At 72.1% G+C, this 22,330-nt stretch carries 18 protein-coding genes; 8 read left to right on the top strand and 10 right to left on the bottom strand.

Annotated elements, in window-relative coordinates; all coding sequences use genetic code 11:
* The first annotated feature begins 8 nt into the window (after positions 1–8).
* Genes OG276_RS01050 through OG276_RS01025 form a run of 6 tightly spaced genes read left to right on the top strand, consistent with a single transcriptional unit; the run spans position 9 to position 8,494 of the window.
* Positions 9–1,019 carry an NAD-dependent epimerase/dehydratase family protein gene (locus OG276_RS01050; RefSeq protein WP_266901727.1) on the top strand — a complete coding sequence of 337 codons (1,011 nt, stop codon included), beginning with the start codon at positions 9–11 and terminating at the stop codon, positions 1,017–1,019.
* The gene (locus tag OG276_RS01045; RefSeq protein ID WP_266901725.1) at positions 1,016–2,182 is read left to right on the top strand and encodes a DegT/DnrJ/EryC1/StrS aminotransferase family protein; all 1,167 of its coding nucleotides are present in this window, start codon (positions 1,016–1,018) and stop codon (positions 2,180–2,182) included. Before OG276_RS01050 ends, OG276_RS01045 begins: the two co-directional genes overlap by 4 nt.
* Positions 2,179–2,991 (top strand): NeuD/PglB/VioB family sugar acetyltransferase, encoded by an 813-nt coding sequence (locus OG276_RS01040; RefSeq protein ID WP_266901723.1) that lies wholly within the window; start codon positions 2,179–2,181, stop codon positions 2,989–2,991. The genes OG276_RS01045 and OG276_RS01040 overlap by 4 nt, the downstream gene beginning before the upstream one ends.
* Positions 2,988–4,103, top strand: a complete 1,116-nt coding sequence (locus OG276_RS01035) for a DegT/DnrJ/EryC1/StrS aminotransferase family protein (RefSeq protein WP_266901721.1) — start codon at positions 2,988–2,990, stop codon at positions 4,101–4,103. Before OG276_RS01040 ends, OG276_RS01035 begins: the two co-directional genes overlap by 4 nt.
* Before the next feature lie 45 nt (positions 4,104–4,148).
* Positions 4,149–7,451: a DUF4082 domain-containing protein gene (locus OG276_RS01030; RefSeq protein ID WP_266901719.1), complete on the top strand. Its 3,303-nt coding sequence runs from the start codon at positions 4,149–4,151 to the stop codon at positions 7,449–7,451.
* Entirely contained in the window at positions 7,448–8,494 is a 1,047-nt protein-coding gene (locus OG276_RS01025) for a glycosyltransferase (protein ID WP_266901717.1), read from the top strand. Before OG276_RS01030 ends, OG276_RS01025 begins: the two co-directional genes overlap by 4 nt.
* A gap of 56 nt (positions 8,495–8,550) precedes the next feature.
* Here OG276_RS01025 and OG276_RS01020 read toward each other — a convergent pair whose 3' ends face one another.
* On the bottom strand, positions 8,551–9,246 hold the full coding sequence (locus OG276_RS01020) for a hypothetical protein (RefSeq protein WP_266901715.1): 696 nt from the start codon (positions 9,244–9,246) through the stop codon (positions 8,551–8,553).
* Between the two features lie 82 nt (positions 9,247–9,328).
* On the opposite strand from OG276_RS01020, the gene OG276_RS01015 reads away from it, so the two are divergent.
* Both OG276_RS01015 and OG276_RS01010 read left to right on the top strand, forming a co-directional pair.
* Positions 9,329–11,374 (top strand): O-antigen ligase family protein, encoded by a 2,046-nt coding sequence (locus OG276_RS01015; RefSeq protein WP_266901713.1) that lies wholly within the window; start codon positions 9,329–9,331, stop codon positions 11,372–11,374.
* On the top strand, positions 11,299–12,297 hold the full coding sequence (locus OG276_RS01010; RefSeq protein ID WP_266901711.1) for a glycosyltransferase: 999 nt from the start codon (positions 11,299–11,301) through the stop codon (positions 12,295–12,297). Before OG276_RS01015 ends, OG276_RS01010 begins: the two co-directional genes overlap by 76 nt.
* 10 nt (positions 12,298–12,307) lie before the next feature.
* Here OG276_RS01010 and OG276_RS01005 read toward each other — a convergent pair whose 3' ends face one another.
* The 9 genes from OG276_RS01005 to OG276_RS00965 form a co-directional block, all read right to left on the bottom strand.
* Positions 12,308–13,144, bottom strand: coding sequence for a glycosyltransferase family 2 protein (locus OG276_RS01005; protein WP_266901709.1), 837 nt, complete (start codon positions 13,142–13,144; stop codon positions 12,308–12,310).
* Between the two features lie 18 nt (positions 13,145–13,162).
* The gene (locus OG276_RS01000) at positions 13,163–14,290 is read right to left on the bottom strand and encodes a hypothetical protein (RefSeq protein WP_266901707.1); all 1,128 of its coding nucleotides are present in this window, start codon (positions 14,288–14,290) and stop codon (positions 13,163–13,165) included.
* A gap of 4 nt (positions 14,291–14,294) precedes the next feature.
* Positions 14,295–15,797: an oligosaccharide flippase family protein gene (locus OG276_RS00995; RefSeq protein ID WP_266901705.1), complete on the bottom strand. Its 1,503-nt coding sequence runs from the start codon at positions 15,795–15,797 to the stop codon at positions 14,295–14,297.
* A complete protein-coding gene (locus OG276_RS00990) occupies positions 15,794–16,588 on the bottom strand; it encodes a chain length determinant protein (protein WP_266901703.1) in 795 nt (264 codons plus the stop codon). The genes OG276_RS00995 and OG276_RS00990 overlap by 4 nt, the downstream gene beginning before the upstream one ends.
* 93 nt (positions 16,589–16,681) lie before the next feature.
* Positions 16,682–17,809 (bottom strand): non-hydrolyzing UDP-N-acetylglucosamine 2-epimerase, encoded by a 1,128-nt coding sequence (wecB, locus tag OG276_RS00985; protein WP_266901701.1) that lies wholly within the window; start codon positions 17,807–17,809, stop codon positions 16,682–16,684.
* A 4-nt stretch (positions 17,810–17,813) separates the two neighbouring features.
* Positions 17,814–19,070: a nucleotide sugar dehydrogenase gene (locus OG276_RS00980; protein ID WP_266901699.1), complete on the bottom strand. Its 1,257-nt coding sequence runs from the start codon at positions 19,068–19,070 to the stop codon at positions 17,814–17,816.
* Positions 19,070–19,849, bottom strand: coding sequence for a WecB/TagA/CpsF family glycosyltransferase (locus OG276_RS00975; protein ID WP_266901697.1), 780 nt, complete (start codon positions 19,847–19,849; stop codon positions 19,070–19,072). Before OG276_RS00975 ends, OG276_RS00980 begins: the two co-directional genes overlap by 1 nt.
* Positions 19,846–21,015 (bottom strand): hypothetical protein, encoded by a 1,170-nt coding sequence (locus OG276_RS00970; protein WP_266901695.1) that lies wholly within the window; start codon positions 21,013–21,015, stop codon positions 19,846–19,848. Before OG276_RS00970 ends, OG276_RS00975 begins: the two co-directional genes overlap by 4 nt.
* Positions 21,016–21,453: 438 nt before the next feature.
* The gene (locus tag OG276_RS00965; protein ID WP_266901693.1) at positions 21,454–22,053 is read right to left on the bottom strand and encodes an acyltransferase; all 600 of its coding nucleotides are present in this window, start codon (positions 22,051–22,053) and stop codon (positions 21,454–21,456) included.
* Positions 22,054–22,330 lie beyond the last annotated feature (277 nt).

Here is a 22,330-nt window from a genome sequence, read left to right as displayed (position 1 = left end):
GCAGGGCGTTGAGCAGCGTACGAGGCAAGAGGATTCTGGTCACCGGCGGAGCGGGCACGATCGGCTCGCACCTGGTGGACCTGCTGGTGGACAACGGGGCACGCGAGATCGTCGTGCTCGACAACTTCGTCCGGGGACGTCGCGCCAACCTGGCCCGCGCCCTGCCGAGCGGGGTCGTGGACCTGGTCGAGGGCGATATCCGGGACATATCCGCCGTGCGCAAGGCGACCGAGGGCGCCGACTTCGTCTTCCACCTGGCGGCGATCCGGATCACCCAGTGCGCCGAGGAGCCGCGGCTGGCCAACGAGGTGATGGTCGACGGGACGTTCAACGTGCTGGAGGCCGCCGCGGCCGCCGGCGTGGGCAAGGTGGTCGCCTCGTCCTCGGCCTCGGTCTACGGGATGGCGGAGTCCTTCCCGACCACCGAGCGCCACCACGCCTACAACAACGACACCTTCTACGGGGCCGCGAAGGCCTTCAACGAGGGCGTGCTGCGCAGCTTCCACGCCATGTACGGGCTGGACTACGTCGCCCTGCGCTACTTCAACGTGTACGGCCCCCGGATGGACATCCACGGGCTGTACACCGAGGTACTGATCCGCTGGATGGAGCGGATCGCCTCGGGCGAACCGCCGCTGATCCTCGGCGACGGCACCCAGACCATGGACTTCGTCGACGTCCGCGACATCGCCAGGGCCAACCTGCTGGCCGCCGAATCGGACCTGACCGACGAGGTGTTCAACGTCGCGAGCGGCTCCGAGACCAGTCTCCTCGACCTGGCCAACGGCCTCTTGGAGGCCATGGGCGCCGAGGGCCTGGCGCCGGAGCACGGACCGGCCCGCGCCGTGAACGGGGTGACCCGCCGGCTCGCGGACACCTCGCAGGCCGCCGTCCACCTCGGCTTCACCGCCGAGATCGACCTGCGCAGCGGGCTGCGGGACCTGGTCGACTGGTGGCGGGCCGAGCGCGCGGCGGACGCGGCCGCCGGTGACGCGGCCGCCGCGGAGGCCGGCCGATGAGCGCCCGGGAGGCCGCCGCTCCCGCGCCCGCCCGGATCCCCGTCATGATCCCGTGGCTCGGCGAGGACGAGGCACGGGCCGCCGCCGACGCGGTCCTGTCCGGCTGGGTGGCCCAGGGACCCAGGGTCGCGGAGTTCGAGCGGGCCTTCGCCGAGCGGGTGGGCGCGGAGCACGGCATCGCGGTGAGCTCGTGCACCACGGCCCTGCACCTCTCGCTCATCGCACTGGACCTCGGACCGGGCGACGAGGTCGTCGTCCCCTCGCTGTCCTTCATCGCCACGGCCAACGCGGTGCGCTACGTGGGCGCGCAGCCGGTCTTCGCGGACGTCGAGGAGGCCACCGGGAACCTGACCCCGGCCACCGTGGACGCCGTCCGCACCCCGCGCACCAAGGCGGTGATCGCCGTCCACCAGGGCGGGGTCCCGGCCGACGTGCACGCCCTGCGCGCCGCCTGCGCCGACCGGGGCCTCGCGCTGGTGGAGGACGCCGCCTGCGGAATCGGCGCCACCGTCGGCGGCAAGTCGGTGGGCCAGGGGGCGCTGCTGGCCGCCTGGTCCTTCCACCCCCGCAAGGTGATCACCACCGGCGAGGGCGGCATGGTGACCACGGACGACGCCGCGTGGGCGGAGCGGCTGCGCCGTTTGCGCGAGCACGGCATGAACGTGTCCGCGGCGCAGCGGCACGCGAGCAGCAAGCCGATCGCCGAGAGCTACCTGGAGGTCGGCTACAACTACCGGATGACCGACATCCAGGCCGCGGTCGGCCTGGTGCAGTTGGGCAAACTGGACGAGATCGTGGCCCGCAGGCGCTTCCTCGCCGCCCGGTACGCGCGGCTCCTCGCCGGGATCCCGGGCCTGACCCCGGTCCGGGACCCCGCTCACGGCGAGGGCAACTTCCAGTCGTACTGGGTGCTCCTGGCCGAGGACTTCCCCGTCGGCCGCGACGAACTGCTCGCGGCGCTGGCCGAGGCCGGGATCTCGGCCCGGCGCGGGATCATGGCCTCCCACCTGGAGCCGGCGTACGCCGATCACGGGGCGGCGCCGCTGCCGGTCACCGAGCGGATCACCCGCGACTCCCTGATCCTGCCGCTGTTCCACACGATGACCGAGGGGCAGCAGGACCGGGTGGTGGCGGTGCTGCGCGAACAGGCGGACGGCGGATGAGCGGGCCGCACGATCCCGGGACCGGGACCGGGACCGGGACAGGGACCGGGACCCCGACGACCGAAAGCCTGCTGATCGTCGGCGCGGGCGGCTTCGCCCGCGAAACCGCCCAGGCCGTACGGGACGCGGCCGCCGCCGACCTGGCGGCCGGCCGGGCCCCGCGCTGGCGGCTCGCCGGGCACCTCGACGACGACCCGGCCCTGCACGGCCGGGACGTCGACGGGGTGCCCGTCCTGGGCGGCAGCGCCCTGGTGCACGAACGTGTGGACGCCCGCGTGGTGGTCTGCGTCGGCAGCCCCCGCGACTACGGGGTGCGGGCCCGCCTGGTGCGGCGCCTGGCACTGCCCGAGAGCCGGTACGCCACCGTGGTCCACCCCACGGCGGCCCTCTCCGGCTCCTCGGTCCTCGGCCCCGGCACGGTGCTGCTCGCGCACTGCGTGCTGACGGCGGCGGTACGGGTGGGGTCCCACGTGGCGGTCATGCCGCACGTGGTCCTCACCCACGACGACGAGGTCGGGGACTTCGCGACCCTGGCCTCCGGGGTCCGCCTCGGCGGCGGGGTACGGCTGGGGCGCGGGGCCTACGTGGGCGCCGGCGCGCTGGTCCGGGAGTACCGGGAGGTCGGCGCCTGGTCGCTGACCGGGATGGGAAGCACGGTCCTGACCGACGTGCCGGCAGGCGAGGTGTGGGCCGGAAGCCCCGCCCGCCGGCTGCGCGAGGCGGGGGGCCCGGCGCTCGACGAGCTGCGGGCCGATGAGTTGGAGACCGGCCGGAGGCCGGAGACACGGATGGGGAGCACAGCCGCATGAACCAGATACCGCTCGTCGACCTGAAGGCCGCGCACGCCGAGGTCGCGGACGCATTACGTGCGGGATTCGACCGCGTACTGGCCGACACCGCCTTCATCGGCGGCGAGGAGGTACGGGCCTTCGAGCGCGAGTACGCGGACTTCGCCGGGGTCGGACACTGCGTCGGCGTGGCCAACGGCACCGACGCCCTGGAACTGGCCCTGCGGGCGAGCGGAGTGGGCGTCGGCGACGAGGTCGTGCTGCCCGCGAACACCTTCATCGCCACCGCCGGCGCGGTCGCCCGGATCGGCGCACGGCCGGTGCTGGCCGACTGCCTCCCGGACACCCTGCTGCTGGACCCGCAGGCCGCGCTCGACGCGGTCACCAAGGCCACCCGCGCGGTGGTCCCGGTCCACCTCTACGGGCAGTGCGCCGACACGGCCGCTCTGGCCGCGGGCCTGCCCCCGTACGCCAAGCTCGTCGAGGACGCCGCGCAGAGCCAGGGGGCCTCCCGCGAGGGCCGCACCCCGGGCAGTGGCGGGATCGCCGCGACCAGCTTCTACCCGGGCAAGAACCTGGGCGCCTACGGGGACGCGGGCGCGGTGGTGACCGACGACGAGGAGGCCGCCGACCTGGTGCGGGCGCTGGCCAACCACGGAGGCGTGGCCAAGTACCGGCACGACGTGGCCGGATTCAACAGCCGGCTCGACGGTCTGCAGGCCGTGGTGCTGCGGGCCAAGCTGGCCAGGCTCGCCGAGGGGAACGAGGCCCGCCGGGCCGCCGCCGCCCGCTACGACGGCCTGCTCGCGGACCTGGCGGCCACCGGACGCCTCACCCTGCCGGTCACGGCGCCGGGCAACGTCCATGTATGGCACCTGTACGTCATCCGGGTCGCCGGCGCCGATCGCGACGCCGTCGTCGGCAAGCTCAACGCGGAAGGCATCGGCGCGGGCGTGCACTATCCGGCGCCCGTCCATCTCACCCCGGCCTTCGCCCACCTGGGCCACGGCCGTGGGGCCTTCCCGCACGCGGAGCTGGCCGCCGACCGGATGCTGTCCCTCCCGCTCTTCCCGCAGATCACCGCCGCCCAACAGCAGCGGGTCGTGGACGCGCTCTCAGCAGCGCTGCGCTGACGCTCCGGCGTCGAATCACCAAAGCCCCTCCCAAATGAGGTTCGGATGAACAGAAGGACAAGGCTGCTGCGGTACGGGCTCTACACCGTGGTGGCAGCGCTGATGGCGGCGGCGCTGCCGCCATCGGTGGCGGTCGCGGCGGATCCGTGCGGTCCCGGCTCCAACGCGATCGTGTGCGAGAACTCCAAGACGGGCACACCGATGTCCGACTGGTTCGCGCCCAGCGCCTACGGCGACATCAAGGGCTTCCCGGCCAAGGAGAGCGTGCAGGCGGGCGAGACCCTGCAGTTCAAGATCCAGTCGCCGACGGCGTACAAGGTGTCGGTCTACCGACTCGGCCACTACGGGGGTGACGGCGCCCGCCTGATGTCGACCCCGGCCCAGGCCGCCCAGACCCACCCGGCGAACTTCCCGCAGGGCGGCGCCCCGCAGAGCTGCACCACCAAGCCCTCCACCGGCCTGGTCGACTGCGGCAACTGGCCGGTCACCGCGACCTGGTCAGTGCCCTCCGACGCCGTCTCCGGCCTCTACATAGCCAACTTCGACCAGGCGGACGGCAACGGGGTCATGCCCTATCCGTTCGTGGTCCGCAACGACTCCAGCCACTCCGACATCGTCGTGCAGACCAGCGACCAGACCTGGCAGGCGTACAACAACTACGGCGGCCAGGACCTGTACGACGGCGCCGGCCCCGCGCCCGACGGCCGCGCCTACGAGGTCAGTTACAACCGGCCGATGGACATCGGCGGGGAGAACGGGATCTACGGATCCGAGTACCAGATGGTCGCCTGGCTGGAGCGCAACGGGTATGACGTCAGCTACATGTCGGGCATCGACATGTCGACCAAGGGCGCGACCCAGCTGCAGAACCACAAGGTGTTCATGTCCTCGGGCCACGACGAGTACTGGACCCAGGACCAGTTCACCAACGCGCTGAACGCCCGTCACGCGGGCGTCAACCAGACCTACTTCGCCGGCAACGAGGTCTTCTGGAAGACCCGCCTGACCCCCAGCATCGACGGGGCCAACACGGCCAACCGGACCCTGGTCTGCTACAAGGAGACCAAGCTCTCCTTCCCCCAGCCCAACGGCATCCCCGACCCGAGCGGGATCTGGACGGGTACCTTCATGGACCCGGCCAGCGCCACGAACGGCCGGCCCTACCAGCCGCAGAACCAGGTCACCGGCTCGCTGTTCAGCGTGAACGGCTACCGCAGCGACGCGATCACCGTGCCCGGCGCCTACGCCAAGATGCGCCTGTGGCGGGGCACCACCGTCGCGAACCTGACCCCCTCCCAGACCGCCACCTTCCCCGTCGGCACGCTCGGCTACGAGTGGGACAGTGACGTGGAGGACGCCGCCCGCCCGCCCGGGCAGATCGCGATGTCGTCCACCACGGTGGACATCAACGACGGCAAGTACCGCCTCGACTACGGCAACACCTACGGCAACGGGACCGCGACGCACAGCCTGGTCGCCTTCCGCGACCAGATCTCGAACGCGCTGGTCTTCGGCTCCGGCACCGTGCAGTGGTCCTGGGGCCTGACCAACATGCCGACCGGGAACCCCGACGACGCGGTGGTCACCGAGGACAAGCGGATGCAGCAGGCGACGGTGAACATCTTCGCCGACATGGGGGTCCAGCCCAAGTCCCTGCAGAGCAACCTGCTCGTGGCCACCGCCTCCACGGACACCACCGGCCCCGTCATCACCGTGAGCAGCCCCGCGGCGAATGCCACGGTGCCCGCCCTGCGGCCCGTGACCATCACGGGCACCGCCTCCGACAGCGGTGGCGGAGTCGTGGCCCGCGTGGAGGTCTCCACCGACGGCGGAACCACCTGGAAGGCCACCACGGGCGTCGCGTCCTGGAGCTACAAGTGGACCCCGACCACCCCCGGTGCCGCGCAGATCAAGGTCCGCGCGGTGGACGACAGCGTCAACATCGGCGCCACCACCACCGTGCCGCTGACCGTGGGCCCCCAGCAGTGCCCCTGCACCGTCTGGCCCGCCGCGGCCGTGCCGGGCACCGTCAACGCCGGCGACGGCAGCGCCGTGGAACTCGGCGTGAAGATCCGCTCCTCGGTGCCCGGTTCGATCACGGGCGTCCGCTTCTACAAGTCCCCGGCCAACACCGGCACCCACACGGGCAGCCTGTGGAGCAGTACCGGCCAGCGCCTGGCCACGGGCACCTTCACCAACGAGACGGCCTCGGGCTGGCAGCAGCTCAACTTCTCCTCCCCGATCCCCGTCAAGGCCAACACCACCTACATCGCCTCCTACTTCGCCCCCAACGGCGGATACTCCTACGACACCACCTTCGCCTCGGCCGCCGCGGGGCTCGCCCCGCTCACCGCCCTGAAGAGCGGCACCGACGGCGGCAACGGCGTCTACCGCTACAGCGGCACCGGCGGGTTCCCGTCGAGCGCCTCCTCCGGCAGCAACTACTGGGTCGACGCGGTCCTCGACACCGCCACCGCGAGCACGACGCCCCCGACCGTCACCTCGACCACCCCGCAGTCGGCGGCGACCGGCACCGCGATCACCACGACGGTGAAGGCCACCTTCAGCTCGGCCGTGGACGTGGACACCCTGGTGTTCACCCTCAAGGGTCCCGGCGGCTCCAACGTCCCCGGAAGCAAGATCCTCGACGTGTCCAACAGCGCCACCTTCACCCCGTCCTCCGAACTGGCGCTGAACACCACCTACACGGCGTCGGTGCAGGCCGCCGACCTGTGGGGCAACCTCATGGCCGCGCCGGTCACCTGGACCTTCACCACCAGCGCGACCCCTCCGGCGGTGACCTGCCCCTGCACCCTGTGGGGTCCGAACGCCACCCCGACCACCGCCAACGTCGGCGACGACACCAACTCCGTGGAACTGGGCACCCGTTTCCAGTCCACGGTCGCCGGCTACATCACCGGCGTCACCTTCTACAAGGGCCCCGGGAACACCGGCACCCACACCGGCAGCCTCTGGACCGCCACCGGCACGCTCCTGGCCACCGGAACCTTCGGCAGCGAGACCCTGTCCGGCTGGCAGCAGCTGCACTTCACCACCCCGGTGGCCATCACCGCGAACACCGAGTACGTGGCCTCGTACCACGCGCCGAACGGCAAGTACTCCGTGGACGGCGGCTACTTCAGCGCCGCGCACCGCTCCTACCCGCTGGTCGCCCCGGCCGACGGCACCGGCGGCCCCGTCACCGGCAACGGGCTCTACAAGTACGGGGCGGCCACGGTCTTCCCGAACAACACCTTCGGATCGGTGAACTACTGGGTCGGCCCGGTCTTCACCACCACGGCCCCCGCCCCGCTCACGGAGGGATCCACGGAGGTGTCCGGCCAGTGAGCACCGTCAGCGTGGTGATCCCCTGCTACAAGTACGGCCACTTCCTGGCCGACTGCGTCAAGAGCGTCCTGGACGAACAGGAAGGCGTCGACGTACGGGTACTGATCATCGACGACGCCTCGCCCGACGATTCCGCGGAGGTCGCGCGCGCCCTCGCGGCCGCCGATCCCCGGATCGAGGTCCGGGTCCACGAGAAGAACCAGGGGCACATCGCCACCTACAACGAGGGCCTGCTGGAGTGGGCGGACGGGGACTACGTCGCCCTGCTCTCCGCCGACGACCGGCTGGTCCCCGGCGCCCTGGTGCGCGCCGCGGCCCTGCTCGACGCCCACCCGCGGGCCGGCTTCGCCTACGGCAGGCCGCTGCGGTTCCAGCACGGCGGGCCGCTGCCCGAGGCCCGCACCCAGAGCACCGGCTCGGTGGTCTACCCCGGGCGGTGGTGGCTGGAGCGGCGCTTCCGGGAGGGCACCGGGTGCATCACCTCACCCGAGGTGGTCGTGCGCACCAGCCTCCAGCGCAAGGTCGGGGGCTACGATCCGGAGCTTCCGCACGCCGGGGACATCGAGATGTGGATGCGGCTCGCCGCCCACGCAGACGTGGGCTACGTCCGGGGGGCCGACCAGGCCTTCTACCGGGTCCACGGCAACAACATGTCCACCACCGACTTCGGCGGACAGCTCGACGACCTGCGCCAGCGCCTCGTCGCCTTCGACTCGGTGCTGGACAAGTGCGGCGGCCTGCTCCCGGAGGCGGGCCGGCTGTCCACCGCGGCCCGCACCCGGCTCGCCCGGTACGCCCTGCGGCGCGCCTACCGGGCCTACGACCGCGGGCGCACCGACGTGGTCCCGGTCGAGGAGCTGGAGGCCTTCGCCGCCGAGTGCCTGCCGCAGTACACCTCGCTCGCCGAGTACGGGGCACTGCGCAGGCGCCGGCGGATCGGGGCCCGCACGATGCCGTACCTCCAGCCGCTGGTGCTGTCCGCGGTCGCCGACCGGGGACGCGAATGGCTCTGGTGGCAGTCCTGGAAGCGCCGAGGGATCTGATGACACCGCACCACCGCCCCGAACCAGGGGCGTTGGCGGCCCGGCGGCCCGCTGTCTCAGCGGGCCGCCGCGGCCGTCGGCACGGGGCTCTCGCCCCGCAGCGGCCCGTTGCCCCCAGCGCCGGCGCGAACGCGCCGGCGCCGGGCGCGGCCCGCCAGGAACTGATCGGTCCACAGTGCGCAGGCCACCCCGGCGACCACGGCCAGTACCGCCGTCCCGGCCAGCCCGCGGCTCTTCGTCCCGAGCTGCGCCACCGCGGAGGGCGGCACGAGCAGGGTGACGCTCATCCGGCCCGCCGCCGGGATCCGCTGCTCGGCCTGCATGTCCGAAAGGTGCTTCCCGTAGACCTCGACGACCTTGAGCACCGAGCTGTCGGCCGTGGCCGGGTCCGTGTGCTCCGCCTGGATCTGGAGGGAGGGGATCAGATAGCGCGGCGTGACGCTCGTGCCGCTGTTGCGCGGGATCAGCCGGTAGGTGCCCGCGACCCCGGCCGCGCGCAGCTCGGCCTCCCCGTCGGAGGAGTCCAGCTGCTGTACGGCGGCGAGGGAGACGGCGGCCAGCGGCGGTTGCAGATTGGCGAGCTGGTTGGGCTGGTTGCTCGTCACGGGCGGCTTGAGGACCACGATCGCGGTGCTCACGTAGGTGGTGGTGGGCCGGAGCACCTGGAGCGCCCCGGAGGCCGCGAGCACTGCCGCCAGGGCCAGCACGTACCAGCGGCGGCGCAGCGTGCGGAACAGCTCACCAGGCGACACAGGATTCCTTCCGTCGTGTTCGATCTTCCCAGGACGCCGGGCAACACGCCAACGGTTCCAGGGTGGTTGGGAGGGAGCATTCGTGAACATCGGTGAGATAGGAGCCGTACTGCGGCGCCGCTGGTACGTCATGGCGCCCCTGACGCTGTGCGGGGTCCTCGCGGGCGGGCAGCTGTACCAGACGGTCCCGGTGTCCTACCAGTCCCAGAGCTCGGTGGCCCTCCTGGACTCCACGGCGGTGGCCGAACTGGCCCCCGCCTTCGGCAACCCCATCGCGAACGCGGGCGGTTCGCTCGTGGTGACCGCCGACGTGCTCATCAGGACCCTGTCGGGCGCCGACGCGGCGCGGGACCTGCACGGTCTCGGGGTGACCGACCCCTACACGGTCGGATTCGCCGCGAACGCCTCGGGCCCGATGCTCACCCTGACCGTCACGGGCACCAACCGCAACAAGGTGCTCAAGGAGACCACCAAGCTCACCGAGTTCGCCGGGGAGCAGCTCAACGCGCTCCAGGCGGCGGCCAAGGTACAGCCCGCGTACTTCGTGCAGACCGCCCCCGTGGTGCTGCCGCAGACCCCGAAACCCCAGCTCAAGACCCGCTACCAGCAGGTACTGGCCGTGGTCATCGCGGGCCTGGTCGCCGGTTTCACCGCCTCCTTCGTCATGGAGAGCATGCTGGCGGGCCGGCGGCGCCGGCGGGAGGCCGCCGAGGCCGCGGCCGGTACGGCCGGCAAGCGCGGGCGCAAGCGGACCCGCCATCGTGAGCTGGACGCCACCGCACTGCTCACCGGCTATCTGGGGCTGGCCTTCTTCATCCCCTCCAACCTGACCCTTCCGGGCCTGGGCGGCGTGGGCACCCCGGCCAACGTCTTCGCGCTCCTGGCCCTCTTCTGGTACCTGGCCACCTGGCTGACCGGCCGGATCAGACCGGCCCCCGGCACCCGGCTGCCCCGGGTCGTCATGTGGCTGCTGGCCGTCTCGGTCCTTGCCTCGTACCTGGCGAACGCCTCCCGGGGAAGCTCGCACAAGGAGGTGCTGGGCGCAGACCGGGGACTGATCGGCCTGCTGGTCTGGGTCTCGCTGGTGGTGCTGATCTCCGCCGGGATCCAGGACCGGGCACGCCTGGACGTGCTGCTGCGGCGGGCCGTCGTGATGGGGGCGGTGGTCGCCGCCATCGGCTACTACGACTTCTTCACCGCGACGAACATCGCCGAGAAGATCAGCATCCCGGGGCTCCAGTCGAGCGTCGCGCAGATCACCACCCTGGACCGCGGGGCGTTCACCCGGCCGCGCTCGACCACCGCGCAGCCGCTGGAGTTCGGCGGCATGCTCGCCCTGATGCTGCCCTTCGCGATCCAGCAGGCCTTCGATCCGGTCCGGGCGCACCTGAGCCGCTGGCGCCGCTGGGCGCCGGTGGCGCTGATGGGCGGCGCCCTGCCGCTGACGGTGTCGCGGACCTCCATCATCGGGGCCCTCATCGTGGTGCTGGTGATGGTGCCGAGGTGGAAGCCGCAGCGCCGCTGGACCGCCTTCGGACTGCTCCTCGGCTCGGTGGCCGTCTTCAAGGTCCTGGTACCCGGACTGATCGGCACGATCACCACGCTCTTCGCGTCCTTCGTGTCGAACTCCGACAGCAGCACCCAGGCCCGCACCGTGAAGTACAGCGCGATCGTGCCCTACCTGGAGGAACGCCCGCTGTTCGGCCGGGGCCTGGGCACCTTCACACCGGACCTGTACTTCTTCACCGACAACCAGTACATGCTGACCCTGGCGGAGATGGGCCTGCTGGGCCTGCTCGCGCTCCTGGCGCTGTTCCTCGCCGGAATCCACCAGGGTGGCGCCATCCGCCGTATCGCCGCCGACGAGTCCGACCGGGAGCTCGGCCAGGCCTTCTTCGCCTCGGCCCTCGTCGCCCTGGTGAGCGCGGCCACCTTCGACGCCCTCAGCTTCCCGATGTTCGCCGGGATGTTCTTCCTGACGATCGCCGCCGGAGGCAGTTACCTCGGCTTCATCCGGCGCTCCGCGCCCGAGCCCCGAACCTTGGAGAACCCGTGCCCTCCGACAGCACAGCTTCCGGCCCCGCAGCCGACCGCGGCCCGGACCGGCCGGATGCAGCCGGCCCCGTAGCCGTCCTCGTCGTCACCTGGAACAGCGCCAAGGTGATACCCGGGTTCCTCGCCTCCCTGCCGCAGGGCATGGCCGGGGTCGACTGGCGGCTCGTCGTCGCCGACAACGACTCCGCCGACGACACCGTCGAGGTGATCCGGTCGCTGGCGCCGGAGGCCACGATCGTCCAGACCGGTCGCAACGCCGGCTACGCCGCCGGGGTGAACGCGGCCCTGAAGGCCGCCGCCGGATGGGAGGGCGGCTTCAGCGTCGGCCTGGTCTGCAACCCGGACCTGCGGATGCGGGAGGGCTGCGCGCGCCACCTCGTCGGCGCGCTCGGCGCCCCCGTCGACGGCGGGGACGGCGGGCGCCGGGTGGGCATCAGCGTGCCCCTGCTGTACGAGGAGGACGGCACGCTCCACCACTCGCTGCGCAGGGAGTCCCGGGTGACCCGGGCCCTCGGCGAGGCCGTGATCGGCAACCGTCGCGCGGGACGCTTCCCGCGGTGGAGCGAACTGGTCACCGATCCGGCGGCGTACGGGCGCAGGACGGTCGCCGACTGGGCGTCCGGCGCGCTGATGGCCCTCTCCCGTGAGTGCCTGGACGCCTGCGGCGCCTGGGACGAATCGTTCTTCCTGTACTCGGAGGAGACCGAGTACTGCCTGCGGGCCGGCGACCACGGCTTCGCCACCCGCCTCGAACCCGCCGCCTCGGCCGTCCACCTCGGCGGGGACTCGCAGGTCTCCCCGCGCCTGTGGACCCTGCTGACCCTCAACCGCGTGCGCCTCTACGGCCGCCGGCACTCGGCGCCGGCCACCGCGGCCTTCCACGCGGCCGTGCTGCTACGGGAGACCTCCCGTGCGGCGCTCGGCCGCCCGGCCAGCCGGGCCGCGGCGCGTGCCCTGACCAGCCGGAGGGCCCTGCGCGCCACGCCGGGACCCTGACCCGGGCGGGTCAGGCGGTGGGGGCCGGACCCGTGGGCGCCGGGCCCGCGGGCGCCGACCCCTCCCAGGCGGTGTAGAAGCTCTCCGGGTTGACCAGGTAGCGGACGGTCGGCCGGGGCAGGTGGCGGACCTCGTGGCGCCGGCTGTAGCGGCGCACGAGCTCCCAGTCCTCGCGGGGCAGGACCTCCGGGGTCCGCCGCAGCCGGCTGAAGTGCAGGGCCGGGGTGCGCCGCGCCACGAAGGCGTTGGTGTCGAGGAAGGCCTCGTGCGCCGAGCGGCGGCGGTCGAAGGGCACCGACAGGACGTCCCGCTGCGATCCGTCGGGGAGCATCCTGCGCAGCGCGGTGTACACCGCGTCCGGCCCGCCCGGTGACTCCAGGACCGTCAGGGCCTGCTCCAGATGGTCCGGCTCCCACAGGTTGTCGTCGTCCAGGAAGGCCACGTACCGAGAGCGGCTCAGCCGGATCCCCACGTTGCGCACGACCCCGGCCGTGGCCGTGTTCCGGGCCAGTGAGACCGCGAAGAGCCGGGGGTCCGGAGGGAGTTCGGGCAGACCTGCCCCGTCGTCCACGACGACGACCACCTGGTCGGACACGGTCTGCGCCAGCGCCGAGGCCACCGCCGCGCGCAGGGCCTCGGGGCGCCGGTGGGTGGCGATCACGGTGGCGACCAGGGCGGCCGGCGGCCGGCCCAGGAGCGAGCCGAGCCTGCTGGTCTCCGCGTTCTCGAAACGGCGCAGCCGCAGGGCGGAGGGGGCCAGTACGAGCTTGTTCCTGGCCTCGAAGAGCACCAGCCAGCCGAAGGCCCGCTTGAGCAGCTCCCAGGGGGCCCGGGCGATGGAGCGCACGTCATGTCCTCTCGGTGGTCAGGGGGAGGGCTCGGGGACGACGGGGCGTCCGTCCGACATGCGGTTGCCGCGCCACACGTTCCCCGCGCCGCCCGCGTTCCACGCGGCGACCGCCCCGTAAAGCCCGCTGTTGGGGTGGTACTGGGTGGAGAACACGTTGTCCGTGACCTGGATGCCGGTGGCTCCCGGGCCGCCGCCGTAGAGCGCGTACGCCCCTCCGGCCAGCCAGTTCTTGTCGACCACCACGTTGGAGACCACGCCGGTGTCGGCGAAGAGCCCGAGCGCCGCGCTGGCACCCTTGTCGATCGGGACGGAGTTCAGCAGCGTGTTGTGGCGGACCGTCAGCCGGCCCTTGTTGCCGCCGCCGCTGATCACGGCGTCGGTGTGCTGCCACTCCCCGCCGAGGTTGCGGAAGGCGACGATGTCGTGCACGTAGTTGTCGTGCAGATCGCCCTGGCCCATGGACAGGGCGTTGCCGAACACCGAGACGTCGCACCAGCCGACCTCGACGGAGCTCTCGCCCATGTTGGAGACCGCGTAGTTGACGCCTCCGTTGTCGGGGCCCTTGCCCGGCAGCGCGGTGATCGTGGTGTGCAGGACCCGCAGGCCCTTGAAGCCCGGACGGAGGTTGACGCCCCACCAGTTGGTCGAGGTGATCCGGCTGTCGATGATCGTGACGTTGTCGGCGTAGACGTCCAGCGAACCGCGGATGTCCCAGCCCCGGATGACCGTGCCGTTGGTCTTGATCGACATGTTCCCCGTGTCGTGCCGCTCCAGCGCGATCCGGGGACCGGTGGACCGTGCGTCGGGGAAGCCGCAGGCGCCGGGCGAGGTGGCGTTGCAGACGGGGCCCGGTGCGGGCGGCGCGCTGCTGCCCGGCGGGGCAGTGGCCGACGGGGACGGGGAGGCCGAGGTCGCGGAGGGGCTCGGGCTGACCGGCGCGGACGGCGAGTCGGAGGGCGCGGCGCTGGGCGCGGGCAGCGGGAGGGGCTTCTCCTGGCCGGGGCATTCGAGGGCGCTCTCCGGGCAGGTACCGGCCGCCGACTCGCTGCGGCCCGTCCGCTCGGCCTGGTAGAGGGTCAGGGCGGCGACGGTTAAGACCCCGGCCAGCAGCCAGGCCCACAGTCGTTTGCGCACGCGTGCCATGGAGTCAGTCCTTGATCGTCGCGGCCGCGGCGGCCGGTTCGGCGCCGCGCAGGAACCCGAAGCTGGGCAGGACGCACACGGCGTAGCACAGGGTCGCGGCGGCCGCGGTCGCCAGGAGCGCGAGGACGCCGTCGCCGAGGAGCCGTTCCAGTGCGAGGACCACGCCCGTCATCACGGCCCCGCCGAGGAAGGGCCAGGCGCAGGCGCGCGCCACGGTGCCCAGCCCGACGCCGCCCCGGTGCAGGGCGAAGAGGAACACCGGCACCACGACGGCCCCGGCCACCAGGACGTGGCCCTGGGCCACCCCCTCGATCCCGCCCGCGCCGGCGCCGGCCACCAGCACCGGGACCAGGACGACGAGCCACAGGCCCTGGACCCCGATGAGGGAGCGGCGGCGGCCGATGGCCACCAGGCAGTCGTAGGCCAGTTCGCAGCCGATCCGGACCAGCCCGAGGCCCATCAGCCACGGCAGTGCGGCGGCGGCGGGCAGCCAGCGCGCCCCGTAGACCAGCTCCACGATCGGCCCGGCGAGGGCGGCCAGCAGCACGCAGAGCGGGACCGTGCCCGTCATCACCACGCCGAGGGCCCGGCCGAAGCCCCCTGCCAATGCGCCGGGGGAGTCGGCCAGCCGGGAGAACCCGGCGAAGGAGACCCGGCGGGCCGCCTCGGAGATGATCCGTACGGGCCAGCCGGAGATGTTGAAGGCCAGCACGTAGAAGCCGAGGGCCAGCTGGTCGAGGGAGGAACCCACCACCATGGTGTCCACGTTGACGACCCCGAGCGCGAGCATGCTGGCCCCGGCGAGCGGGAGCCCGAAGCGCAGCAGGGCGCGGGCCTGCTCCCGGTCCCAGCCGAACTTCAGGGTGCCGGGCGCGGCCAGGCAGCAGCCGATGAGCGCGGCCACGTTGCCCGCGACGGAGCCCCAGGCGAAGCTCATCGCACCCCAGCCCTGGACGGCCAGCAGCAGCGTCACCGCGGTACTGAGGACGAAGTTGACGGCGTCGATGGCCATCCGCCGGCCCTGCTGGAACTCCCGGGTGAGGAAACCGGCGGGCACCTGAGAGAGCCCGTCGAGGACCACGCACACGCACATCACCCGCAGCACGCCGGAGGCCTCGGGGGAGCCGAGCACCCGGGCCACCAGGGGGGCGGCCGCGAACAGGCCCGCGTACAGCAGGAGGCTGGAGGCGACGCTCAGAGTGAGGACCGTCGGGGCGAAGCGGCGGGGGTCGCCCTCCCAGCGCACGATGGCGAGGGAGACCCCGAGCTCGTTGGCGGAGAGGAGGACCAGCAGGACCGTCTGGGCGATCCCGTAGACGCCCCAGGCCTCGGGGCCGAGGAAGAAGCGGGCGAGGATGATGCCGGTGACGAAGTTGCCCAGGCGCATCACCATGGTGTTGACCAGGCTCCACCGGGCGGCGGATCCCACCTTGCGCGCCAGGGACGGCGCCTCGGGCGGGACCTCGGACGGGCCCTGGATGCCCGTGTCCGTGGTGGGGGCGGTCACTTCGGTGCCTTGGAGCGGAAGGCGGACGAGGGCAGGACCTTGAGGGCCATCGTGGCCGTGGGGTCGAGGGCGCCGGTGTGATCGTCGGAACCGGAACCGGAACCGGAACCGGAACCGGAACCTGAATCGGAGCCGGGAGTCTCGGGCGGCTCCGCAGCGGCTGCCACGGGCTTGCGCCGGCCGGCCTTGCCGGCCTTGCGGCGCCGGGCCTCGACGAAGAAGGTGGCCACCAGGCTGAGTACGAAGCCCAGCGCCGCCGCCATGACCAGGTACTGGAGCCGGGTCTTCGTCTGCGCCTCGGGCTTCTGCGGGGGCACGATCGTCGCCATGCGGATCATCGCCTCGGGGGTCACGGACTGCTGGGCCTGGAACTCCAGGAGCCGCTTCTCGGCGTAGGCCGTGAAGAGCTTGTCGGACTGCAGGACGGCGGCCGGGTCGGTGCCGGTGACGCTCAGCCACATGAAGGGCCCCTGGGCGTTGTCGGCGATCTTCGCCTCGTACACGCCGGTGAGTCCCTGGGCCTTCAGGTCGGCCTTGGAATCGTCGGAGTTCAGGTTCCGGGCGAGTCCGTCGGCCATGCCGGTGAGCGAGGCCTGGGTGCTCAGGAAGGGGTTGCCGTCGAAGGCCACCGTGGCCTTCTTCGAGTTCAGGAGGGTCACCGTGCTCTGCGACCGGTACTCCACCGGCACCAGCAGGTACACGCCGGTGATGAGCGCGGCCGTGAGCAGCAGCCCGGGCAGCAGCACGTACCAGCGCCTGCGCATGACCCGCCAGATCTCCGCGAGGTCCATCAGCCTTCTTTCGATCCAGGTGGAACAGGGGTGGAAAACGGTGCTGTGGCCGGAAGGGTCCGCCGCCTCCGGCAAACCCCTGCGACCACAGCGCTACACGACGGGCGCGCTGCCCGGGACGAGGTCGGTGGGCCGCGGCCGGGTCGCCGCGCTGCCGCCCTCCAGGAGCACCTGCGCGATGCGCTCGCTCGCGCGGCCGTCCCACAGCTCGGGGCAGCGGGGCGCGGGCGGATCGTCGAGCACCCGGTGCACCGTGGCCGTGATGCGGTCCGGGTCGGTGCCCGCCAGGACGTTGGTGCCCTGCTCGACGGTGATCGGCCGCTCGGTGTTCTCCCGGAGGGTCACGCAGGGCACGCCGAGCGCGGTGGTTTCCTCCTGGATGCCCCCGGAGTCGGTGAGCACCACGCGGGCGGAGTCCTGCAGGGCGATGAAATCGAGGTATCCGGCGGCCGGCACCAGCCGGATGCCGCCGGGGACGCCGATCTCGGCCAGCCGTTCGGCCGCCCGGGGGTGCACCGGCAGCAGCAGCGGGCAGCGGCCCGCGATCTCGCCCAGCGCCTTCAGCAGGCCGCGCAGGGCGTCCGGATCGTCCACGTTGGCCGGCCGGTGCAGGGTGACCAGGCCGTACCCGCCGCGGGTGAGCCCGTAGCGGTCGAGGACGTCGGAGCGCCGGGCCCGGTCCAGATTGGCGAGCAGCGTGTCGATCATGACGTTGCCGACGACGTGGATCTGGTCCTCCCGGTACCCCTCCGCCCGCAGGTTCGCGGCTGCGTCGGGGGAGGGGGCCAGCAGGTAGTCGCTGAGCCGGTCGGTGGCGACCCGGTTGACCTCCTCGGGCATGCTCCAGTCCCGGCTGCGCAGGCCCGCCTCCACGTGGGCCAGCAGCGGCCCGGCCTTCGCGGTGACCAGCGCGCAGGCCACGGTGGAGTTGATGTCCCCGACCACCACGACCGCGTCCGGGACCAGCTCTTCGAGCAGCGGCTCGAAGGCCTCCATCACCCGGCCGGTCTGGACGGCGTGGCTGCCGGACCCGGCTCCCAGATAGCGGTCGGGGGAGCGGATGCCGAGGTCGCGGAAGAAGACATCGTTCATGGACTCGTCGTAGTGCTGGCCGGTGTGGACGAGGACGACCTCGGCGCCTCGGCGCTCCAGGGCGTCCATCACCGGCTTGATCTTCATGTAGTTGGGCCGGGCTCCGGCCACACAGATGATCCTGGGCATGGAGTCAGAGCACCTCCACCGTGGGTCCCGACAGCCGGTTGCGGCAGTCGAGGATCAGCGAGGCGTGCTCGGTGATCATCGGGTAGTCGAAGGAGTCGTGGTCCGTGAGCAGGACGACCACGTCGGCGGCGGCCAGCTCCTTGCGGGTCGGCTCCACCCGCGAGAGGCGGGCGTCGACCTTGATGCTCTCCACCACGTGGGGGTCGGCCGCGCGCACCTTGGCCCCCATGTCCAGGAGCAGCTGGGAGACGCGCACCGCCGGAGATTCCCGGGCGTCGCCGGTGTTCTTCTTGTACGCCAGCCCCAGGAGCAGGATCCGGGAGCCGTTGACCGAGCGGCGCTTGGCGTTGAGCGCGTCCATGACGCGGCGCGCCACGTACTCGGGCATGTGGCTGTTGATGTCGTTGGCCAGTTCCACGAAGCGGAAGTTCTGGCCGAGCTCGCGCTGCACCCGCCACGACAGGTACGAGGGGTCGATGGGCAGGCAGTGCCCGCCGACGCCGGGACCCGGGGTGAACTTCATGAAGCCGAACGGCTTGCTGGAGGCGGCCTCGATGGTCTGCCACACGTCGATGTCGAGGTGACGGGCGAACATGGCTATCTCGTTGACCAGGGCGATGTTGACGTGCCGGAAGGTGTTCTCCAGCAGCTTCGCCAGCTCGGCCTCCTTGGGGGAGCGCACCGGCACCGTGGTGTCGACGAGGCCCGCGTAGAAGGTCTCCACGGCCTTGAGCGAGAGGGCGTTGACGCCGGAGACCACCTTCGGCGTCTGCTGGAAGCCCCAGACCTTGTTGCCGGGGTCGATGCGCTCGGGGCTGTAGCCGAGGTGGAAGTCCACTCCGGCCGTGAGGCCCGAACCGTCCTCCAGGATCGGGCCGAACAGCTCCTCCGTGGTACCGGGGTAGGTGGTCGACTCCAGTACGACGGTGGCCCCCGGCCGCAGGAAGCGGGCCAGGGTGTGCGCGGATTCCTCGATGTAGCGCAGGTCGGGGGCACCGTCCTGCAGGGGGGTCGGGACGGTGACGACCGCGACGTCGAAGCCGCCGCAGTCCCGGGCCTGGTCACTGACCTGGTACGTGCCCAGCTCCAGGGCCTTGGCCAGCCGCGCGGAGGAGACGTCCTCCACGTACGACTCGCCCGCGGCGAGGCTCTTGACCCGCCGCGCGTCCACGTCGTAGCCGACCACCTGGTGTCCGACCTCGGCGGCCCTGATGGCCAGCGGAAGGCCGACGTATCCCTGTCCCACGACGACGACGCGCATCAGTGACTCCTGTTCGCGGAACCGGCAGACGGTGTGGACGGTGTGCGGCGGATGAGTTCCCGGACCGTCATGAGGAGGAAGGCGGCATTGGTGGTGAGGTAGCGCTTGCCCAGGCGGCGCGGTTCCTGGAGGGTCCGGTAGAACCATTCGAGCCCCATCCGCTGCCAGACCAGGGGGGCGCGCTTGGTGATGCCGGCCAGGATGTCGAAGGAGCCGCCGACGCCGTGCACCACGTGGGCGCCGGTGCGCTTGCCGTAGCCGGCGGTGAAGATCTCCTTCTTGGGCGAGGTCATGCCGAGGAACAGCATCCGGGCACCGCTCGCGGCCACCGCGTCGGCGATCTCGCCCTGTTCGGAGTCCTGGAAGTAGCCGTTGCGGCTGCCGGCCACGCGCAGGGCGGGGAACCGCTCGGCGATCCGGCCGAGCATGAGGTCCAGTACGTCCTGCCGTGCGCCGAGCAGGTGGACGGGGATCTCCGCGGTCTCCGCGGCTGCCAGCAGCCGCATGAACAGGTCGATTCCCGCGACCCGTTCGGGGAGCCGCACCCCGAGGACGCGGCCGGCCCAGACCACGGCCTGGCCGTCGGCCAGGACGAGGTCGCAGCCGGCGACCGCCGCGGCGAGGCGGGGGTCGCGGCGCATGTTGACCAGCTTGGCGGCGTTGACCATGCCGATCTCGATCTGTTCACCGCGCCGTACGGCGTCGAGGCAGCGCTGGACCGTCTCGTCCATGGTCAGGGGGTCGAGCGCCACTCCGAAGAGGGACTGTCTGTGCTTCATCTCCCGAGCCCCCCGAGCCAGGCGTGGAGCAGCCAGCCGAACTCGTAGGGCCTGCACTCGCGGTCCACCGCCAGGGGGCGGAAGATCCGGTCCAGCGGGGCCAGCCGGGCCCGCGGGGCGACCCGGGTGGTGAGTCCGCGGGTGGCGCGCACGGCCTTGGCTGGATCGCCGCGGTAGACCTTGCGCCAGGTGACCCCGAACTCCTCGCGGATCATCGGCTCGCGCGGGGTGCCGTCGGGCCCGCTGATCTCGGGCACCTCCGTCATCCAGCGCAGACCCCGGCGGATCTCGGCGCCGAAGTCGGTGCCGCCCGCTTCGGCCAGGTCGAAGAGGGCCGTCGGGGCCATGGCGTGCTGGTGCACGCTGTACACGGGGTAGCCCTCCACCACGCCGCCCGTGCGGGCGTCGTAGTGCCACCACCACTGTCCGCCGTCCCCCTGCAGGGCGCAGATCCGGGCGGCGCAGGCGTCGGCGGCCGCGAGGGCCTGCGGGTCCGGGGCGCTCGCGTGCAGCCGGGCCAGCGCCTGGAGCGGATAGGTCTGGTCGGCGAAGCAGGCCACGTGGGAGCGGTACCCGGGGACCAGCCCCGGCCCGGTGGCGTGCGGGAACAGCGGACCGTCCCCGACCCGGGCCGCCAGCAGGCGGTCGCGGGCGGCCGCCAGCCGGTACTCGACGTCCACCGAGGTACGGGCCGCGGTGAGGGCGGAGAGCACCCAGGCGGCTTCCACGGTGTACTGCGGACGTCCGGGGACGTCCAGTTCGGCCACCCTCGCCACGGCGTCCGCGAGCTTGGGATGGCCGGTCTCCGCGGCGGCCCAGGCGATGAGCGCGGCGTCGCCGAGGTTGGTCACCGCGGGCAGTCGTTCCACCAGGAGCGCCGTGAACTCCCCGGTGCTGCGGCCGCCGAAGAGCGCGCGCTGCCGCTCCTCCGGGAGGAACCGCGCGCCGAGCGCGGTGATGGCCGCGTACCGGGTGCTGGTACCGCGCCGTTCCATGCGCCTGGCGCCCTCGGGGGAGACGGTCCCCACCCGGGTGAAGACGAAGGTCTCCGCGCCCGGCAGGTACATCTCGGGCAGCCCCGCCTCGGCCAGTGCGAGCAGCCGCTCGGCGAGGGCGTGCAGCGAGGGGTCCTCGTGGGCCAGTGCTTCTAATCGTCGGGCGGTCACCGGTTCCCCACCCCGGTTCCCCGCGCGTCCTGCTCGCCCTGTATGTCCGAGCTGTAGCCGTACGGCTCCAACACACCTACCCCCTCTGAAAATCGTTCCTAGGACAGACCCGGCGGTCGTCGTTCGGCGGAGGGGACTGCGCATGACGGCGCGCGTGCCTACGGTGTGATCCCCCCGATGGCACGAGCGGTCCGGGCCCGCTGGATCCCCCTCCAGCGAAGTTCCGGATCGGGGCGCGCGCGGACGGCGGCGGCGGACGGGCGCAGGGTTCTGCGCCGGCCGTTACCTCGTCTGCGATTGCCCTCGTCGTGTACAACCCCCCACTGAACACAGCCTGTTGCCTGCTCAGATCCCGTGTACAGGGACAAGGTATGCCCAAGGATGTTCATTGATTGTGGTTTTGAGGAAATGCCATTGACCCAAATTGCCGACGTCGCGTCAGGTGCGCTCGGCCAGCGTTCCGTCGGTCTCGTCGTGCAGGGCGCCGGTGCGCGGGCACTCCCACACGCCCGGCTCGCCGTTCCGTTCCGCCAGGCGGACCCCGGCCCGGCCCACCCAGCCGATGCGCCGGGCGGGCACTCCGGCCACGAGCGCGAAGTCCGGTACGTCCCGGGATACGACCGCGCCGGCCGCGACGAGCGCCCAGCGCCCGATCCGGACGCCCGCGACGCACACCGAACGGGCCCCCAGGGAGGCCCCCTCGGCCACCACGACTCCGGCCGCCTCCCAGTCGCCGCCGCGCTTCTGCCGCCCGTCGGGATCGACGGCCCGCGGGTAGAAGTCGTTGGTGAGCACGGCGGCCGGGCCGATGAACACTCCGTCGCCGAGTTCGGCGGGCTCGTAGACCAGCGCGTAGTTCTGCAGTTTGACGTTGTCCCCGATCCGTACGCCGGGACCGACGTACGCTCCGCGTCCCACGATGCAGTCGCGTCCGAGCCTGGCGTCCTCCCGTACCTGCGCCAGGTCCCAGATGGTGGTCCCCTCCCCGAGTTCGGCCGTCTCGTCGACCTGGGAGGAGGGTTGAATTCGGACACTCACGGGGCGGTCCCCTTACGGCTCGCGAGGCGTTCGGATGTACGTCGCATTGAGGTACGGAGGGAGCATATGCGGCATCGGCCCGGCTCGTGCCGGGGATCAACCGACTGTTCACTCACTGGACTTGGCTCCACCTCGGCTGCCCGGGGGCCGGCTGTCTTAAGGTCGCCCGATCGCTCCCTTAAGCGGAACCTAAGGTTCGCGATCACCGCCCCGAATCGATCAAATGTCCGTTTCGGGGCGGCTAGCGTGCTGCCGCACCCCCCGAAACCCCCCAGAT

It is taken from the genome of Streptomyces sp. NBC_00086 (assembly GCF_026343255.1).
Lineage (GTDB): Bacteria > Actinomycetota > Actinomycetes > Streptomycetales > Streptomycetaceae > Streptomyces.
This window is presented reverse-complemented; position numbering and strand designations above follow the sequence as displayed.

What these genes read in the sequence shown, in the direction of transcription:
- OG276_RS01045 (WP_266901725.1), top strand. Translation starts at nt 1,016, where the DNA reads ATGAGCGCCCGGGAGGCCGCCGCTCCCGCGCCCGCCCGGATCCCCGTC.
- OG276_RS00980 (WP_266901699.1), bottom strand. Translation starts at nt 19,070, where the DNA reads ATGCGCGTCGTCGTCGTGGGACAGGGATACGTCGGCCTTCCGCTGGCC.
- OG276_RS01040 (WP_266901723.1), top strand. Translation starts at nt 2,179, where the DNA reads ATGAGCGGGCCGCACGATCCCGGGACCGGGACCGGGACCGGGACAGGG.
- OG276_RS00990 (WP_266901703.1), bottom strand. Translation starts at nt 16,588, where the DNA reads ATGGACCTCGCGGAGATCTGGCGGGTCATGCGCAGGCGCTGGTACGTG.
- OG276_RS01000 (WP_266901707.1), bottom strand. Translation starts at nt 14,290, where the DNA reads ATGGCACGCGTGCGCAAACGACTGTGGGCCTGGCTGCTGGCCGGGGTC.
- OG276_RS00975 (WP_266901697.1), bottom strand. Translation starts at nt 19,849, where the DNA reads ATGAAGCACAGACAGTCCCTCTTCGGAGTGGCGCTCGACCCCCTGACC.
- OG276_RS01035 (WP_266901721.1), top strand. Translation starts at nt 2,988, where the DNA reads ATGAACCAGATACCGCTCGTCGACCTGAAGGCCGCGCACGCCGAGGTC.
- wecB (WP_266901701.1), bottom strand. Translation starts at nt 17,809, where the DNA reads ATGCCCAGGATCATCTGTGTGGCCGGAGCCCGGCCCAACTACATGAAG.
- OG276_RS01030 (WP_266901719.1), top strand. Translation starts at nt 4,149, where the DNA reads ATGAACAGAAGGACAAGGCTGCTGCGGTACGGGCTCTACACCGTGGTG.